General features: G+C 61.3%; 17 protein-coding genes. 10 read left to right on the forward strand and 7 right to left on the reverse strand.

The window, feature by feature from the left end; translation table 11 throughout:
* Positions 1-112 precede the first annotated feature (112 nt).
* Positions 113-757: a choice-of-anchor C family protein gene (locus ACP7EG_RS03410; protein ID WP_426086426.1), complete on the forward strand. Its 645-nt coding sequence runs from the start codon at positions 113-115 to the stop codon at positions 755-757.
* 52 nt (positions 758-809) lie between these two features.
* Here the strand turns inward: ACP7EG_RS03410 and ACP7EG_RS03415 are convergent, their stop codons facing one another.
* On the reverse strand, positions 810-1,205 hold the full coding sequence (locus tag ACP7EG_RS03415) for a MerR family transcriptional regulator (RefSeq protein ID WP_426086427.1): 396 nt from the start codon (positions 1,203-1,205) through the stop codon (positions 810-812).
* A gap of 80 nt (positions 1,206-1,285) precedes the next feature.
* On the opposite strand from ACP7EG_RS03415, the gene ACP7EG_RS03420 reads away from it, so the two are divergent.
* Together ACP7EG_RS03420 and ACP7EG_RS03425 are read left to right on the forward strand one after the other, a co-directional pair.
* Positions 1,286-1,723 carry a hypothetical protein gene (locus ACP7EG_RS03420; protein WP_426086428.1) on the forward strand — a complete coding sequence of 146 codons (438 nt, stop codon included), beginning with the start codon at positions 1,286-1,288 and terminating at the stop codon, positions 1,721-1,723.
* A 102-nt stretch (positions 1,724-1,825) separates the two neighbouring features.
* The gene (locus ACP7EG_RS03425; protein WP_426086430.1) at positions 1,826-3,643 is read left to right on the forward strand and encodes a DUF4153 domain-containing protein; all 1,818 of its coding nucleotides are present in this window, start codon (positions 1,826-1,828) and stop codon (positions 3,641-3,643) included.
* Positions 3,644-3,660: 17 nt separating this feature from the next.
* Here ACP7EG_RS03425 and ACP7EG_RS03430 read toward each other — a convergent pair whose 3' ends face one another.
* Complete coding sequence (locus ACP7EG_RS03430) at positions 3,661-4,554, reverse strand: LysR family transcriptional regulator (RefSeq protein WP_426086431.1); 894 nt, start codon at positions 4,552-4,554, stop codon at positions 3,661-3,663.
* A gap of 340 nt (positions 4,555-4,894) precedes the next feature.
* Between ACP7EG_RS03430 and ACP7EG_RS03435 the strand changes: the two genes are divergently transcribed.
* The 3 genes from ACP7EG_RS03435 (at position 4,895) to ACP7EG_RS03445 (ending at position 7,658) form a co-directional block, all read left to right on the forward strand.
* Positions 4,895-5,869 (forward strand): alpha/beta hydrolase, encoded by a 975-nt coding sequence (locus ACP7EG_RS03435; protein ID WP_426087127.1) that lies wholly within the window; start codon positions 4,895-4,897, stop codon positions 5,867-5,869.
* Positions 5,870-5,971: 102 nt separating this feature from the next.
* A complete protein-coding gene (locus ACP7EG_RS03440; protein ID WP_426087128.1) occupies positions 5,972-7,135 on the forward strand; it encodes an MFS transporter in 1,164 nt (387 codons plus the stop codon).
* Positions 7,107-7,658 (forward strand): cyclophilin-like fold protein, encoded by a 552-nt coding sequence (locus ACP7EG_RS03445; protein ID WP_426086432.1) that lies wholly within the window; start codon positions 7,107-7,109, stop codon positions 7,656-7,658. The genes ACP7EG_RS03440 and ACP7EG_RS03445 overlap by 29 nt, the downstream gene beginning before the upstream one ends.
* Positions 7,659-7,749: 91 nt before the next feature.
* Here the strand turns inward: ACP7EG_RS03445 and ACP7EG_RS03450 are convergent, their stop codons facing one another.
* Complete coding sequence (locus ACP7EG_RS03450) at positions 7,750-8,973, reverse strand: MFS transporter (protein ID WP_426086433.1); 1,224 nt, start codon at positions 8,971-8,973, stop codon at positions 7,750-7,752.
* Between the two features lie 165 nt (positions 8,974-9,138).
* Here ACP7EG_RS03450 and ACP7EG_RS03455 point away from each other — a divergent pair, with 165 nt between their 5' ends.
* Positions 9,139-9,738, forward strand: coding sequence for a TetR/AcrR family transcriptional regulator (locus ACP7EG_RS03455; protein ID WP_426086434.1), 600 nt, complete (start codon positions 9,139-9,141; stop codon positions 9,736-9,738).
* A gap of 81 nt (positions 9,739-9,819) precedes the next feature.
* Here ACP7EG_RS03455 and motA read toward each other — a convergent pair whose 3' ends face one another.
* The 4 genes from motA to ACP7EG_RS03475 all read right to left on the reverse strand — a co-directional run bounded on the left by motA (position 9,820) and on the right by ACP7EG_RS03475 (position 12,623).
* Positions 9,820-10,683, reverse strand: coding sequence for a flagellar motor stator protein MotA (motA, locus tag ACP7EG_RS03460; protein WP_071076441.1), 864 nt, complete (start codon positions 10,681-10,683; stop codon positions 9,820-9,822).
* Between the two features lie 288 nt (positions 10,684-10,971).
* Entirely contained in the window at positions 10,972-11,328 is a 357-nt protein-coding gene (locus ACP7EG_RS03465) for a glyoxalase superfamily protein (protein ID WP_426086435.1), read from the reverse strand.
* A gap of 41 nt (positions 11,329-11,369) precedes the next feature.
* A complete protein-coding gene (locus ACP7EG_RS03470) occupies positions 11,370-12,074 on the reverse strand; it encodes a hypothetical protein (protein WP_426086437.1) in 705 nt (234 codons plus the stop codon).
* 33 nt (positions 12,075-12,107) lie between these two features.
* Entirely contained in the window at positions 12,108-12,623 is a 516-nt protein-coding gene (locus tag ACP7EG_RS03475; protein WP_426086438.1) for a hypothetical protein, read from the reverse strand.
* 72 nt (positions 12,624-12,695) lie between these two features.
* Here ACP7EG_RS03475 and ACP7EG_RS03480 point away from each other — a divergent pair, with 72 nt between their 5' ends.
* The 3 genes from ACP7EG_RS03480 to ACP7EG_RS03490 all read left to right on the forward strand — a co-directional run bounded on the left by ACP7EG_RS03480 (position 12,696) and on the right by ACP7EG_RS03490 (position 15,642).
* Positions 12,696-13,754, forward strand: coding sequence for a DUF4105 domain-containing protein (locus ACP7EG_RS03480; RefSeq protein ID WP_426086439.1), 1,059 nt, complete (start codon positions 12,696-12,698; stop codon positions 13,752-13,754).
* Positions 13,755-13,833: 79 nt separating this feature from the next.
* Positions 13,834-15,096 carry a DEAD/DEAH box helicase gene (locus ACP7EG_RS03485; RefSeq protein WP_426086440.1) on the forward strand — a complete coding sequence of 421 codons (1,263 nt, stop codon included), beginning with the start codon at positions 13,834-13,836 and terminating at the stop codon, positions 15,094-15,096.
* Between the two features lie 87 nt (positions 15,097-15,183).
* Complete coding sequence (locus ACP7EG_RS03490; RefSeq protein ID WP_426086441.1) at positions 15,184-15,642, forward strand: hypothetical protein; 459 nt, start codon at positions 15,184-15,186, stop codon at positions 15,640-15,642.
* Positions 15,643-15,685 lie beyond the last annotated feature (43 nt).

Raw genomic sequence — 15,685 nt, forward strand, 5'->3', positions numbered from 1 at the left:
GCATATTTTCCACGTTAAATATATTTTTGCAAAGTTCTTTGATTTTCATCATGGCTGAGATATGATTTCACTTAAGGTAACTTTAATATCAACAGAGCAAGGAAATCAGACCATGAAAATCGCCACCATCGCAGCAGTTGTCGCTCTGTTTGCAGCAGGCACCGCCAGCGCCAGCCCCGTCAACCTGATCACGAATGGCAATTTTGAAACGGTCGCTACCGGCTATACCTTCAACAGCGGTTTTAAAGTCATCAACAACGGTTCGTCGGCCCTTACGGGCTGGACCGTGGGCGCCAGTTCCGTCGACCTGATCCGCAATGCCTACAATGCCATCGATGGCTACAGCGTCGATATGCTGGGCACACCTGGTCCAGGTTTCCTCTCGCAAAGTTTCAGTGTCATTGCCGGCCAGACGTATAACCTGAGCTTTGACATGGCGCGTAATTCCGGCGGCCCCGCAGGCCAGGGCGTGGCCGTCAGCTTCGGTGGCGCGGCAGGCAATTTCTACTCGACGGCTGCCGCCTCGAACACCTTGTACAGCAGCAATACCCTGAGCTTCACGGCTGCCACCACCGGCCTGGCGACCCTGTCGTTTGCCAGCGCCGCCAAGGCCGGCACGCCATTCGACAAATTCTCGGGCGCCGTGATCGACAACGTGTCCGTGATGACCGCCGTGCCGGAACCGGAAACCTACGCCATGCTGCTCGCTGGCCTGGGCCTGATGGGTTTCCTGCGCCGCCGCAAGGCCGCCAAGTAAGCCTGGTTTTGTCCGAAATCAAACCGCCTGCTGCCATGCACAGGCGGTTTTTTTACGCCAGGTTGAGTTGAGTTGCATCGGCCTCTCCCCGTAACGGACACGCTGCCGCTTGCGGCTCCAGCCGCCGCGCCAATTCGCCGCGCAACTGTGTCAATCCCGCGATGCGCGCATCGATTTCACCCAGCTTGCGCGCCAGCGCCGCACGCAGCAGTTCCGCCGTGGCGGGATCGCCGGCGGCCGCCAGCAGCGGCATGTCCGCTTCGATTTCGGCCAGGGTAAAGCCCAGCTGCTGCGCCGTGCGCAGGTAGCGCAGCCAGTCGGCCGCCTCGGGCGGGTAGTCGCGGTAGCCATTCGCGCCGCGCCGTGCGCGCAGCAAGCCCCGTTTTTCATAGAAGCGCAGGGTATCGCGGCTCAAGCCCGTCGCCTGCGCCATCTCGCCGATCTGCATGGATTTTCTTTCATAAAATGCTTGACCATGGAGTGTACTCCAACCTCGATCATGGGCGCTTTCCATCGACAGGAGTTGCCATGTTGTCCGTTTCCGCTTTCCGCCGCGTGGTGCGCGCCAGCGCCATTTATGATGTGCTCATGACGGCCCCGTTTACCATGCCGTGGACGTTTTTGCTGCTGCGCGAGCACTTGAGCGCCCTCAACGTGGGCCTGGGCGGCGTGCCGCTACCCGTTTTCGGACCGTTTCATCTGCTCATCAGCAGCTTGTTTGGCAGCGTGGTGATGGTCTGGTCCGTGCTGCGCATGCTCGACCCGCAGCCGCGCTTTGGCCGCTATGACGCGGCGGCGCGCTACCTGTTTTCCCTGTGGATGGCGTGGACGCTGCTGGTCACGGGCCAGCCCCTGCTGTGGCTGTTCCTCGTGCCGGAACTGGCCTGGGGCCTGGCGCAAAGCCTGCCATTGCGCCCCGGCGAAGGCGCGCGGGACGGGGAGCCGCACGAATCGCTGTTGAGATGACGATAACGAAATGCAATAATGGCCGTGCTCGCAGTACAGCAATGACTGCAATGAACGACTATTAAGAGGATGACTATGCAGCAGGATGCCGCAGGAAAAAACATGGCGTTGCTCGATCCGGTGGTGGCGCCGCGCATCGCGGTGACGCGCCTGGTGACGGGCCTGCTGCAAGGCTTGCTGCTGTACTGGCTGTACAGCACGGCGCAAGACAAGGTGTGGCCGGCCACGGAAGCCTACCTGCTCGGGCCATTGATGCTGATCAGCCTGCTGTTGCCCATCCTGCTGGTGTCCAGCCTGGGCCACATGTCGGCGAAGCGCATCGGCTTGTGGATGGCCGGCGCGGCCGTCGTGTTGGCCGTGCTGGCCTGGCATGACGTGGCGCGCGGCGCCGAGCACGTCATCTGGGGCAACTACAAGCCCGGCGCGCCGCTGCGCGTCATTTCCGCCCAGCTGTTCGGTTTTTGCGTGGTCGGTTTCTATATCGCCCACGCGCTGGTGCTGGCCGGCGCCCAGGATGGCCAGCGCATCGCCCGCTATCCCACGTATTTTGAAATCGCCTGGAAGCTCGGCATCCAGCTGCTGTTTTCCCTGCTGTTCGTGCTGGGCCTGTGGCTGGTGCTGTGGCTGGGCGGACAATTGTTCCTGCTGATCAAGCTCAGTTTCCTGAAAAAATTGCTGGGCCAGGCGTGGTTCGTGATTCCCGTCATCTGCTTCGCGTTCTCGTTCGCCATCCATATCACCGACGTGCGCCCGTCCATCGTGCGCGGCATCCGCACCCTGCTGCTGGTGCTGCTGTCGTGGCTGATGCCGATTGCCGCCGTGCTCGTTTCCGGTTTCCTGCTGACCCTGCCCTTCATCGGCTTCGAGCGCCTGTGGGCCACGCGCCATGCGGCATCCGTGCTGCTGGGCATGGCCGGCGTGCTGGTGGTGCTGATCAATGCCGCCTTCCAGAATGGCGAAGTGGGCCATGGCGTGGCGCGCGGCATCCGCCTGGGCACGCGCCTGGCCTGTCTGCTGCTGCCGTGGGTGGTGGGCATCGCCATTTATGCACTGACCCTGCGCGTGATGTCGCATGGCTGGACGGCCGACCGCCTGATCGCCGCCGCCTGCCTGCTGGTCGCCACCTGCTACGCCGCCGGCTATGCCTGGGCGGCCAGCAAGTATGGCGACTGGCTGCACCTGATTGCCAACGTCAACGTGGCCACCGCCTTTGTCACCCTGCTGGTGCTGTTCGCCCTGTTTTCGCCGCTGGCGGACCCGGCGCGCATTTCCGTGGCCAGCCAGATGGCGCGCCTGGACAGCGGTAAAGTAAGCGTGGACAAGTTCGATTTCGAATACCTGCGCTTCCAGGGCGCCCGCTATGGCCAGGCGGCCCTGCAGGAATTGAGCAAACGCACGGCCGGCCCGGATGCGGCCATCGTGCGGGCCCGCGCCGAGGCCATGCTCAAGCGCCAGAACCGCCTCGACGAGACGGGCGCGCTGAGCGACGTGTCGATCAACCTGACCCTGCGCCCGGCCACGGCGAAGTTGCCGGACAGTTTCCTGCGCCAGGACTGGACGCAAGTGAGCCCGGCCTGGCGCCTGCCCGCCTGCTTGAAGCGGGCGGGGCCACAGTGCGATGCGTATTTGCTCGATTTTGATGGCGATGGCAAAGAGGACGTGCTGCTGATCAGCAATGACCCGCGCGCCTCGTCGGTATTGCTGGCGGAAAAGGAAGACGGCAGCTGGACCGCGCGCGGGCAAATCCCCATGGACGCCCTGCGCTGCAAGCCGCTGCGCGAAAAACTGCAGGCAGGCGAGTTCCAACTGGTACCGCCGAAGGTACGCGAGCTGGAAGTCGATGGCCAGCGCGTGCCGATGACTTTATATACGCCAGAAGACGAGGTTAGCTGCCCGGATGAGACGGTGCCGGGCCAGTAAATGGCAGGGAGAGGAAATTACTCCTTGTGACGGATAGCTTCGACAACAATGCGTAGCGCCCTCGATGCGTGGCGGCGGCTGGGATAGTAGGCATGGAGGCCAGGAAACTTTCCACACCAGTCACTCATGACGCTGATTAATCGTCCGTCACGTACATGCTTGGCCGCCAGATCTGCCGTCACGAATGCCAATCCATTGCCGCTCAAGGCGGCTTGTACCATGGGCACGGCGCTGGTAAATACGGCTTGGCCGCTCACCCGCGCTTCCACGTTGCGTCCATCATGCTGCAGCTCCCACGCATAAATGCCGCCACTGCCTGCGAGCCGCAGCGTGATGCAATTATGTTTCATGAGATCTTGCAGGTTGACTGGTTGCGAATGCCAGGAGAAGTAGTCAGGCGAGCCAACGATCATGGTAGGAATGTCCGGCGTGAGCCTGACTGCAATCATGTCCTCCTCGACCTGATCTCCATAACGCACTCCGATGTCATAGCGGTCCGCCGCGATATCGATCAGCTTGTAATCTGACTGAATCTCGATATGCAGGTCGGGATAGTGAGGCAGCACCGGCGCCAGCCTTGGCCACAGCAAGGTATCAATAATATGGTCGATGGCAGTGATGCGCACAGTGCCCGCCGGCTTGCCATTCAAATCGCTGACAGCGGCGATTTCGGCATGGACCTCCTCAAGCCGCGGCGCGACATTGGTCAGCAGGCGCTCGCCTGCCTCGGTCGGCGAAACACTCCTGGTCGTACGATTGAGCAGCCGCACGCCCAGCCGGGCTTCCAGATCCCGAATGATGTGACTGAGTGTGGACTGGGACATGCCTAGTTTGATGGCGGCACGGGTGAAACTGCGTTCGCGAGCGACCTCAAAAAATATAAGAATGTCAATAATGTTATCTCTGGCCATTTGAATAACTCCTGAAACCGGCTGTTAAGGGTATCCCGTCGTGGTGCCTGGCAACGGATGATACCAATTGGATATGCGATTTTTAATATAAATATACACAACATTCATGGCTGTCACACATATACCTGTTCGAGATTTCGGTGCGCAGGTGCGTTAAGCGCGACGTACGATGCACGTCAACACCTACAACGTGCCCCATACCTAACGAACTGGAGAAGTAGACATGACCATAGATGATGTAGCACGCCGTGATTTCCTGAAGACTGCTGGCACAGGCATGGCCGTGCTGGGCAGCCTTTCCGTTGCCGCTAGTTCAGCGTTCGCTGCCGATAGCAAGCCAATGCCGGATATGTCCAACAACGCCGACAACTTCTACAGGAGCGCGACAGTCACTGCGCGCAAGGTCAGTTTCAACAACCAGTACCAGATGCAGCTCGTCGGCGATCTGTTCATGCCCAAGGATCTCAACCGCAATGCCAGGCATCCCGCGATCATCATCGGCCACCCGATGGGCGCGGTAAAGGAGCAAAGCTCAAATCTGTACGCGCAGAAACTGGCCGAGCAGGGTTTCGTCACGCTGGCCATCGATCAGTCATTCTGGGGCGAAAGCGCCGGCCAGCCGCGCAATGCCGTAGCGCCGGACATCTACGCCGAAGCCTTCAGCGCGGCGGTGGACTATATGGGCACCCAGCCATTCATCGACAGTGAACGGATCGGCGTTCTTGGCATTTGCGGCAGCGGCAGTTTCGTCATCAGTGCCGCCAAGATCGATCCGCGCATGAAGGCGATTGCCACTGTCAGCATGTACGATATGGGTGCCGCCAACCGCAATGCACTGCATCATTCGCAGACGCTGGAGCAACGCAAGCAGATCATTGCCGAGGCGGCGCAACAGCGCTACGTGGACTTTTCCGGTGGCGCCATCAAGTACACCGGCGGAACCGTGCACAAGCTCGATGGCAATACGCATCCGATCCAGCGCGAGTTCTACGACTTTTATCGCACCGCGCGCGGCGAGTTCACCCCGGCAGGGTCGTCGCGCGAACTGACGACGCACCCGACGCTGGCCAGCAACGTCAAGTTCATGAACTTTTATCCGTTCAACGACATCGCGACGATTTCCCCACGTCCCATGCTGTTCATCACAGGTGACCAGGCGCATTCCCGGGAATTCAGCGAAGAGGCGTACCGGCTTGCGGCCCACCCCAAGGAACTGGTAATCGTTCCAGGCGCCGGGCACGTCGATCTGTATGACCGGGTGAAACTCATCCCCTGGGAGAAGTTGAACGCATTCTTCCACAAGAATCTGGCATAGGCCCATACCATGACAGCACCAATAAGCAGCACGATCCCGGATGGCGTGCAGGGGCACGCTGACGCCGGTACGCAGGCGGCCATGTGGGGTGGGGTCTTCGCAATGACGCTGTGCGTTTTCGCGCTGATCGCCTCGGAGTTCATGCCCATCAGCCTGTTGACGCCCATGGCCAGTGATCTCCGGGTCAGCGAAGGCATGGCGGGACAGGGAATTGCCATCTCTGGCGCGTTTGCGGTGCTCACCAGCCTGTCGATTTCCACCATCGCTGGCAACATGGACCGCAAGACGCTCCTGCTGGGGCTGACCGCACTGATGGCCGCTTCCGGGGCCGTCGTCGCGATGGCGCCGAACTATCTTCTGTACATGGCGGGACGTGCGCTAATCGGCGTGGTGGTTGGCGGCTTCTGGTCCCTGTCGGCGGCCACCGCGATGCGCCTGGTGCCTTCCCATCAGGTGCCGCGCGCGCTGGCCATCTTCAATGGCGGCAATGCGCTGGCGACCGTCGTCGCCGCGCCCCTGGGCAGTTACCTCGGTTCTGTCATCGGATGGCGTGGTGCTTTCTTTTGCCTGGTGCCAGTGGCCTTGATTGCCTTTGTCTGGCAGTCGATCAGCCTGCCTTCCATGCCGCGCCAGGCTGGCCCGGCGGCTTCGCGCAACGTCTTCAAACTGCTGCGGGATCCGAAGGTTGCCCTGGGCATGCTGGCTGTCAGCACCTTTTTCATGGGACAGTTCGCCTTGTTCACCTATTTGCGTCCATTCCTTGAAAGCGTGACGCGCGTAGACATATCCACGCTGTCGCTGATACTGCTGGCGATTGGCGCAGGAGGCTTTATCGGCACCACCGTCATCAGCAAGTTCCTGAATTGGAATTTTTCCCGGACGCTGGTTGCCATTCCCGTCCTGATGGCATTGATCGCCGTGGCGCTGACCCTCTTCGGCAGCAAGGTTGCTGCAGTGACGGTACTGCTGGGCATCTGGGGCGTTGTCGCGACTGCCGCGCCGGTGGGTTGGTGGTCATGGCTGGCGACGACGTTGCCCCGGGATGCAGAGGCGGGTGGCGGGCTGATGGTGGCCGTCGTGCAACTCGCCATCGCCCTCGGTTCCACGATCGGCGGCTTGCTGTTCGACAAGAGCGGGTATCAGAGCACGTTCATTGTCAGCGCGGCCGTACTGCTGCTGGCCTCCATCCTGACCTCGCGCGCGCAATCTGAGCCATCTACCAATGAAGGAGCAAGCAATGATCACACGCAAACTGGCGGTTCGTAACAGCGCTCAGCATCCAGTGGCCAGCATGAGCGAGCGCCGCCTGTCCGGTGGCCTGCATGGAATGGGCCTGTTGCTAGGCTTGTTCTTTCTCGGCACTTGCGAAGCCCGACAGCAATCTGCCTGCGTGCCATGCGCTTCTTCCACGGCTGCGGTACCCCTGAAGCCCGAGGAGTCGCGTATGTGGATGGTCGTTGGGGAACGACGCTTCGTCGTCATCTTGTCCGACAACGTGACCGGGCATGCATTTGCCAAGATGCTACCGCTGACGCTGGATATGGCCGAACTCAACGGAAACGAGAAGCATGCAGATCTGCAAAAGGCGCTGCCGGCTAACGCAACCAGGATGGAAATGATCAGCAATGGCGACCTCTTGCTGTACGGCTCGAAGACCTTGGTTATCTTCTATCAGGCATTTACTTCACCGTATTCCTACTCAAACGTTGGTGGCGTGGCAAATCCGGTTGGGCTGGCCCATGCACTGGGCGAGCACGGCGTTAGGGTCCAGTTTCTTAAATATAAATGAACGCCCACAAGGCTTGCACAATGACCGCTTCGGGGCGGAACCCGGCAGCGACGGCAAGCCGCCAGAAGCTTTCATGACAGACTGTATTGCCTCAGTCCGTTGCCGAGCCAAGCTGCCTGTCGGCAGCCTTCATTGCGTGTTCAACAAAGCTGATCCTCAACGATAGCAGCAAGGCAGCAGCGGCGAATCCTGCGGCGAGCCAGAGGTTGGCGGACAGGCCCAGCCTGTCGACGGCCTGTCCACCGGCCCATGCCCCGAGCGCAATGGCAACGTTGAATACGCCCACATACAGCGCGGCGACTATTTCCACGGCCCGTGGCGCCGCCTTCATCATCAAGGTCATCAGGCCGACCGATACGCCACCGTAGGCCAGTCCCCAAACCAGCAACACCACGCCGCCGCCGATGCTGGAGTCGCCGAGCGCCAGGAAGAGTAGCGGCGTGAGCAGCAGTCCAGCCGAGATAGCGATGATGGTGGGCACCGTGCGCCGCACCGCAACGGCACCGGCCAGGAAGTTTCCAATGATGCCTGCGAAGCCATAGGCAAACAGTAGTGCGCCCAGCCATTGTGCATCAAACCCCGACACTGACAGCAACAGCGGACGCACAAAGGTGAAGGCCACGAAATGGCTCGTCACCAGCAACAGGGTCAGAAGCAGCCCCGCTTGCAATTGCCGGTTGCGCAACTGCTTGCCGAATTGGCGCAGGGTCGCCGAACCGGCAGCGGGCAGGGCAGGAATGACAGCCAGATGCAGCGCCAGTACCAGGCCGCTGAACAGCGCCATGGCGCCAAAGGCCCAGCGCCATCCTGCAACGTCGCCGATTTGTGCGCCTAGCGGCACGCCCAGCACAGAAGCGATCGCTACTCCGCCGAAGATAATCGACGTGGCCAGGCCGATGGAGGGAGCAGGAACAAGGCGGGAAGCCAGGCCACCGGCAATGGCCCAGATGCCGCCCATGCAAAAACCGACAAGAACACGTGCAGCCAGCATCCACGCCATGTTTTGTGCCAATGCCGAGGCAATGTTCGCGATCACCAATAGACTCAGCAAGCCACAGAGAATTTTGCGCCGGTCCAGGCTTGCCGATGCGATCACGACCAGCGGCGCGAACAAGGCCGCCAGGAATGCTGGCAGCGAGATCATCAGGCCGGCGGTTCCGGTGGAGGTGTCCAGGGTGTCAGCTATCGGCGTCAACAGGCCGACCGGGAGCATTTCCGTCGTCACTACCGAGAAGGTGGCCATGCCTATAGCGGTGACCGCCAGCCACGGGTGACGGACAGCGGTTTCTGTTGCGGCGCAGGGAGACGTACTCATGGGTCATATCCTTCATTCGATCATGCGATAAATGGTTTGTGCCGGCATGCCCAGCTTGCAATGGAGACACGTCGCAGTGATAATACATACAGCACGTATGAATAAGTATATATTCATACGCACTGTATGTAAACAATCATACGCTACGTATGTAAGGAGAAAGCAATGGTTCGCCGCACCCGTGCCGAAATGGAAGAAACCCGAGCATCGTTGCTGGCCACTGCCCGCAAAGTGTTCAGCGAGCGCGGTTATGCCGACACATCAATGGATGACCTCACCGCGCAGGCAGGGCTGACGCGTGGTGCGCTGTATCACCACTTTGGCGACAAGAAGGGCTTGCTGCTCGCGGTGGTGGAACAGATCGACGCGGAAATGGATGACCGCCTGCGAACCATCTCCGAACGCGCCGACGATCTGTGGGACGGTTTTCGCAGTCGCTGCCGTGCCTATCTGGAGATGGCCCTGGAACCGGAAATTCAGCGCATCGTTTTACGCGATGCCAGGGCGGTCCTCGGTGGTGCCTCACCGGACTCGCAGCGCCATTGCGTCGCGTCGATGCAGGGCATTATCCAGGAGCTGATTCAGCAAGGCATCGTGGCAGACGCCAGCCCAAGGGCACTCGCTTCGCTGATTTACGGCAGTCTGGCAGAAGCGGCGTTCTGGATCGCAGACGGTGACGAAGGCACGGCGCGCTTGATCGAGGGAGTTGCTGCCTTGGAATTGCTACTGCGCGGGCTGTTGGTTACAAGGTCATCGCGCCAATGACAGCAAGCCGCCAGAAGCGCACTGGCGTATCCGCTGCCGTCGCCGGAAGCCTGACGCGCCGGGCAAGTGAAACAGGCCGTATCAGTTTTTCGTGCGCACCTGGCGCACGTGGTTTTCCAGTTCGCTGAACGAGGGGCGTTCCGTGGCGGAAATGACCTTGCGGCCGAATTCCACGGCCAGCGCCGGCGCATAGCCGTTCAGGCTGGCCAGCAGGGTCACTTTCACGCACTGGTACATCTTCGCCGTTTCATGGTGCTTGCGGCGCAGCAGACTGGCCAGCGGGGCGATGAAACCATAGGCCAGCAGGATGCCGATGAAGGTGCCCACCAGCGCCTGCGCGATCAGCACGCCCAGCTCGGCCGGCGGCAAGCCGACGGAGGCCATGGTATGCACCACGCCCATCACGGCGGCCACGATGCCGAAGGCGGGCATGGCGTCGGCCAGCTGCGAAATCGTCTGGATCGGCATTTCCGCATCTTCATGGTGCGTCTCGATCTCGTTATCCATCAGGTTTTCGATCTGATAAGCGTCCATATTGCCCGACACCATCAGGCGCAAATAATCGGTGATGAATTCCAGGATGTGCTCGTCGCCGAGCGTGTACGGGTATTTCACGAAGATGGCGCTGCGGTAGGGGTCGTCGATATCGTCCTCGACCGACATCAAGCCTTCCTTGCGGATCTTGCTGAGGATTTCATACATCAGCCCCATCAGTTCCATATAGCGCGCCTTTGTGTATTGCGAACCGTGGAACAGGGTGGGCAGGGCGGCGAACGTGGCACGGATGGCCTTGGCGTCGTTGCCGACAAAGAAGGTGCCCAGCGCGGCGCCGCCGATCATCAGCAATTCCAGCGGCTGGAACAGCGCCGCCAGGTGGCCGCCCTGCATGGCGAAGCCGCCGAAGACGGAAAACAGCACGACGAGAAATCCGAGTATGACTAGCAAAACTTACTCCTTCATAATATTGCCATATCGCAATATTGTAGTTTAACCTGATTCGGCTGCCGTGGCCGCTTCCGGCTGCAACTGCTGGCCGAGAAAATTGATAAAAGCGCGCACTTTGGCGGGCAGTTGGTGGCGGCTCGGGTAGCAGGCGTACAGGTCGGCCGGCGCCCGCGACATATCGCGGCGGGCCTGGCCGGCAATGAATCGTCCCCGGACCTGGTCGGCATCGGCTTCGAGGGCAAAGCAAACCTGTATGCGGAGATGTGCGCCTTGAGCGGGCGGTAAACGTTATTCGCTGCGCTGCCAGAAGCGCAGCCGGTTGCCGAACGGATCCGCCACTTCCAGGATGCGGCCCCAGTCCTCGTCGCGGATGCCGGGCCGCGCATACGGGTAATCCTTGGCCTGCAGCTCCGCGTGCAGGGCGGCGATGTCATCGACGGGGATCAGCAGCGCCGCACCGGGCGTGGCGTCGCCGTAGTGCTCACTCAGGTGCAGCACGAGATCGCCGCGCGTCACCTGCAGGTACAGCGGCGCGGTGGGCACGAAGCGGTGTTCCCAGTCCAGGGTAAAACCGAGGAAATCGAGGTAGAACTCACGCGCCTTGGCTTCGGAGAAGCTGCGCAGGATGGGAATGGGAGCATGCATGGCGGCGCTTTCAATATGGTGGCGATCCCGCCATTCTAGCCTCAGGCCGGCGCTTGCTGTTTGATCCGCGCGGCAGGACTGGTCTTCTCCCAGCGGAACAGCCACATGATGATCAGCTTGGTCGTGGCGCTGACGCAGGCCAGCAGCAGCAGGGGCCAGCCGGTTTTCAGCCCCATGACGCAGGCAAAGAAGATGGTGCTGATATCCATCGCCAGGATGAACTGGCTCATTTTCAGGGACACGGCGCCCGTCTTGCCCGAGCGCCAGATCAATCGGATCTGGTGCGCATAGCCCTGCGCCAGCAGCACGGTAACGGCGACGATCAGGCTTTGCGAGATCACGCGCTTTTCATCGGTGAAGGTGGGGCCGAACGCCAGCCCCGCCACCCCCGCGCACAGCAGCAGCGCGCAGGCCAGCAGCGCATTGCGTGATGCCAGGCTGCGGCGGTCGCGGTCGATTTCATACAGGATGGCCAGCGCGATCAGCGAAGCGATCAAGCGGGGCCAGACGATGTAATGGTTGAACGGCGTGATCGAATAGCCGTAGACGAAGAACGCGCAATACGCAAGGAAGCTGACGCTGAACTGGTTGAGCGACAGGATGTCCGTCGTCTGGCCGGCGCCCAGGCTGGCGTCGTGCTTGCGCTGCCAGATCTTTTGCAGCTGCGACCACAGGCCGTACAAGCTGACGACGATGAAGAGGGAGTTGAGGCTGCCGGCGAGGGCGTAGAGCGTTTGATGCTGCAAAGTGTCACCTGAATGTTGTTGTGCTTGTTATAGTTATTGCTCTGCTGCGATGGATGCGGCCTGATTGGCCGGCCCGGCGCCAACAAGGATGCGTGCCTCGGCGGCGGCAATCTTGATGCTCAGGTCACTCATGAAAATCAACGCGAGATCCGTGCAGCCTTGGCTCGCCTCATGCGATGCGACGCCGTCCATGTCATCGCGCATGGCATTCCACATGAAGCCGATCGAGGACAGGCATTTCTCCCCGTCAACATGCTCATCTTCGCCGGATTCCCGGATTTTCAGCACCTGCACGCCTGCGCACACCAGTGTCAGCGCAGGGGGCATGGATGGCCTGACCCAGTCGCCGGCACTGCGTACCCAATGCAGCTGCAGTTGCCGTGCAGCGATGCGGTAGTCGATCTGTGTGAATTCGTAATCGTTGTGCAGGTCAAGTTCTTGCCCTTCAAGCAAGATTTTGGTTAAACCCTTGAGGATGGAAAAACCATGGAGTTGCATACGCAGGCAGAATTGATTGCAAAAGAAATCATTATGCCATCGAAATAACATCGTGACCTGCCCCAAGATAGGATGGCACGTCCGAAATACTTGCCCATCTTCACTTGCCCTTATAATCAGGGCATGACTTTCTTATCACTACGTGCCCGCTCCGTGCTGGCCACCCTCGGCAAAATGGCCGTTTCCCTGATTCTTCTGTTGACTGCACTGTGGGGCGCGCTGGCGCTGTGGTACCAGCTGTCCGGCGGCACGGCGGCACAAGCCATCGGCGCCCTGCTGTGGGGCGCGCTGGGCGTGGCCAGCGTGGTGCTGTGGTGGACGCGCGGCGATGTGCGCGTGCTGCTGCCGTATGCGGCCGGTTTTATCCTGCTGCTCCTGTGGTGGAGCCTGATCACGCCGAAGCAGCAGCGCGTGTGGGCCGACGACGTGGCGCGCAATGTCTCGGGCACCGTCAAGGGCAATCGCGTCACGCTGGACAATGTGCGCAATTTCGACTGGCGCAGCGATGACGATTACACGGTCAAGTGGGAACAGCGCAGCTACGACCTCGACGAGCTGCGCACGGTGGACACGGCCCTGTCGTACTGGACGGGCCCCTATATCGCGCATACCTTGATTTCCTTCGGCTTTGCGGACGGGCGCTTTTTGACGTTTTCCATCGAGATCCGCAAGGAAAAGGGCGAGAGCTTTTCCGCCATCGGCGGCTTTTTCAAGCATTTCGAGATGAGCCTGATCGCCGCCGACGAGCGCGACATCCTGCGCGTGCGCACGAATGCGCGGGGCGAGGACATGCATCTGTACCGCGTGATGATGCCGAAAGCGGCCATGCGCTCGCTGTTCCTGGCCTACCTGGACGAAGCGCAGGCGCTGAAGGCCAAGCCGCAGTTCTACAACACCCTGACGGCCAACTGCACCACCATCGTCTTCGAGATGGTGCGCCGCATCGTGCCGGGCCTGCCGTTCGACTACCGCCTGCTGGCTTCGGGCTACCTGGACCGCTATCTGTTCGACGTCAAGGGCCTGGTGCCCGGCCAGAGCTTCCAGCAGCTGCGTACAGGGGGCCACGTCACGGCGCGTGCGCGGGCGGCGAATGACGATACGGACTTTTCGCACGCGATCCGCCGTGGCATGCCGGGCTACGATGAAACGGGCCATCCGAAGCTGCAAATGCCCAAGCAGTAAGCGCCTGCTTTATACTGTCGCTATTCCGACCGGCCGCACATTGCGGCCGGTCTCACTTCATGAATAAATAAGGCCCGCTATGCCATTTTCCTCACTGGGTCTGATTCCCGCCCTGGTCCGCGCCGTCGACAAGGCCGGCTATGCCGCGCCGACGGCCATCCAGGCAGCCGCCATTCCCGCCATCCTGCGCGGCAGCGACGTGCTGGGCGCGGCGCAGACGGGTTCCGGCAAGACGGCCGCCTACGCGCTGCCGCTGCTGCAGGCGCTGATGGCGCCCGCTTCCGGCCCGCGCCAGGTGCGCGCGCTGATCCTCGTGCCCACGCGCGAGCTGGCGGCACAGGTGGGGCAGACGGTGCACGCGCTGGCCAAGCCGTTGCCGATCAAACTGAAAATTTCCGTGCTGTTCGGCGGCGTCTCGATCAATCCGCAGATGATGGACTTGCGCGGCGGCGCCGATATCGTCGTCGCCACGCCGGGTCGATTGCTGGACCTGGTGCGGCAAAATGCCGTGAAACTGGGCGGCGTGTCGCTGTGCGTGCTTGACGAAGCAGACCGTTTGCTCGACATGGGTTTTAGTGAAGAAATCAACGCCATCCTGGCGCTGCTGCCGGGCAAGCGGCAAAACCTGTTCTTTTCCGCCACCTTCCCCGACAGCGTGCAGGCGCTGGCCGACAGCCTGCTCAAGGAACCCGTGCGCATCGAAGTGGTGTCCGAACCGCAGGACAAGCCCGACATCGTGCAGCGCGCCATCACGGTCGACGTGCCGCGCCGCACGCAGCTGCTGCGCTACCTGATCCTGCAGCAGCAGTGGGATCGGGTGCTGGTGTTCGTCGCCACCAAGTATGCGGCCGAACACGTGGCCGACAAGCTGCAGCGCGCGGGCCTGCACGTGGGCGCCTTCCACGGCGAATTCAGCCAGGGCACGCGCAGCCAGCTGCTGGCCGACTTCAAGGCAGGGCGCCTGCAGGTGCTGGTCGCCACCGACGTGGCCGCGCGCGGCATCGACATCGCCGGCCTGCCGGCCGTCGTCAATTACGACTTGCCCCGCTCGGCCGTCGACTACACGCACCGCATCGGGCGCACGGGCCGCGCCGGCGAAAGCGGCACGGCCATCAGTTTCGTCACGGCCGATACGGAAGCGCATTTCCGCCTGATCGAAAACCGCAACGACTTGCGCATCGTGCGCGAAGTGGTGGCCGGTTTCGAACCGACGGAACTGCCCGCGCCCGTGAATCCCGTTACCGATACGGTGAACGGCGGCGTGAAGGGCGCGCGCAAAAGCAAAAAGGACAAATTGCGCGAGGCTGCTGCCATGGCTGCGAAGGCGGCCGGGGGCAATTAAATCCGCCTTATGTGCGCTGGCCGCTTGAACGGCCAGGTTTCCCGGACTAAGATTGCGTTTCTATAAAGCAAGGGGATGGGAATGCACATGACATTCATCACACGCGCTGGCGCACTGGCTTGTGCGCTGGCGCTGGCCGGTTGCGCCGGCATGGGCGGGAACAATGGCACGAACGGCATGCAGATGCCGGGCAAAGCGCCGGCCGATGCGGCCGTGGCCGCCACCTGGTACAACCCGCCCAGCGAATTTCCCGGTATTTGCCTGACTCAGTTCAATGATGGCAGCCTGCGTTTCGACGGCGGCTTCGCTTTCTTCAACCCGGGCCGCTGGGCGTATGATGCGGCCACGTCCGAACTGCGTTTGCAGCTGGCGCCGACACCCTCGCTGGAGCTGTCCCACGCGCAAATCGTGCAGCACCAGAATCTGCTGCGCATCGAGGCGGACAAGAATACGCTGGTCTATGGCGTGAAAGCCGACACCAAGGCCATCGGCCTGGGTGGCTTTGTGTTTTACCGCGACACGCCTTGCCCGGCGCGGCGCGGATAAGTGCCGGATAAGTGCGGGATTAGTGTCATACGGGAATATTTAG

This window comes from Janthinobacterium sp. PSPC1-1 (assembly GCF_049897625.1).
GTDB lineage: Bacteria > Pseudomonadota > Gammaproteobacteria > Burkholderiales > Burkholderiaceae_D > Janthinobacterium > Janthinobacterium tructae.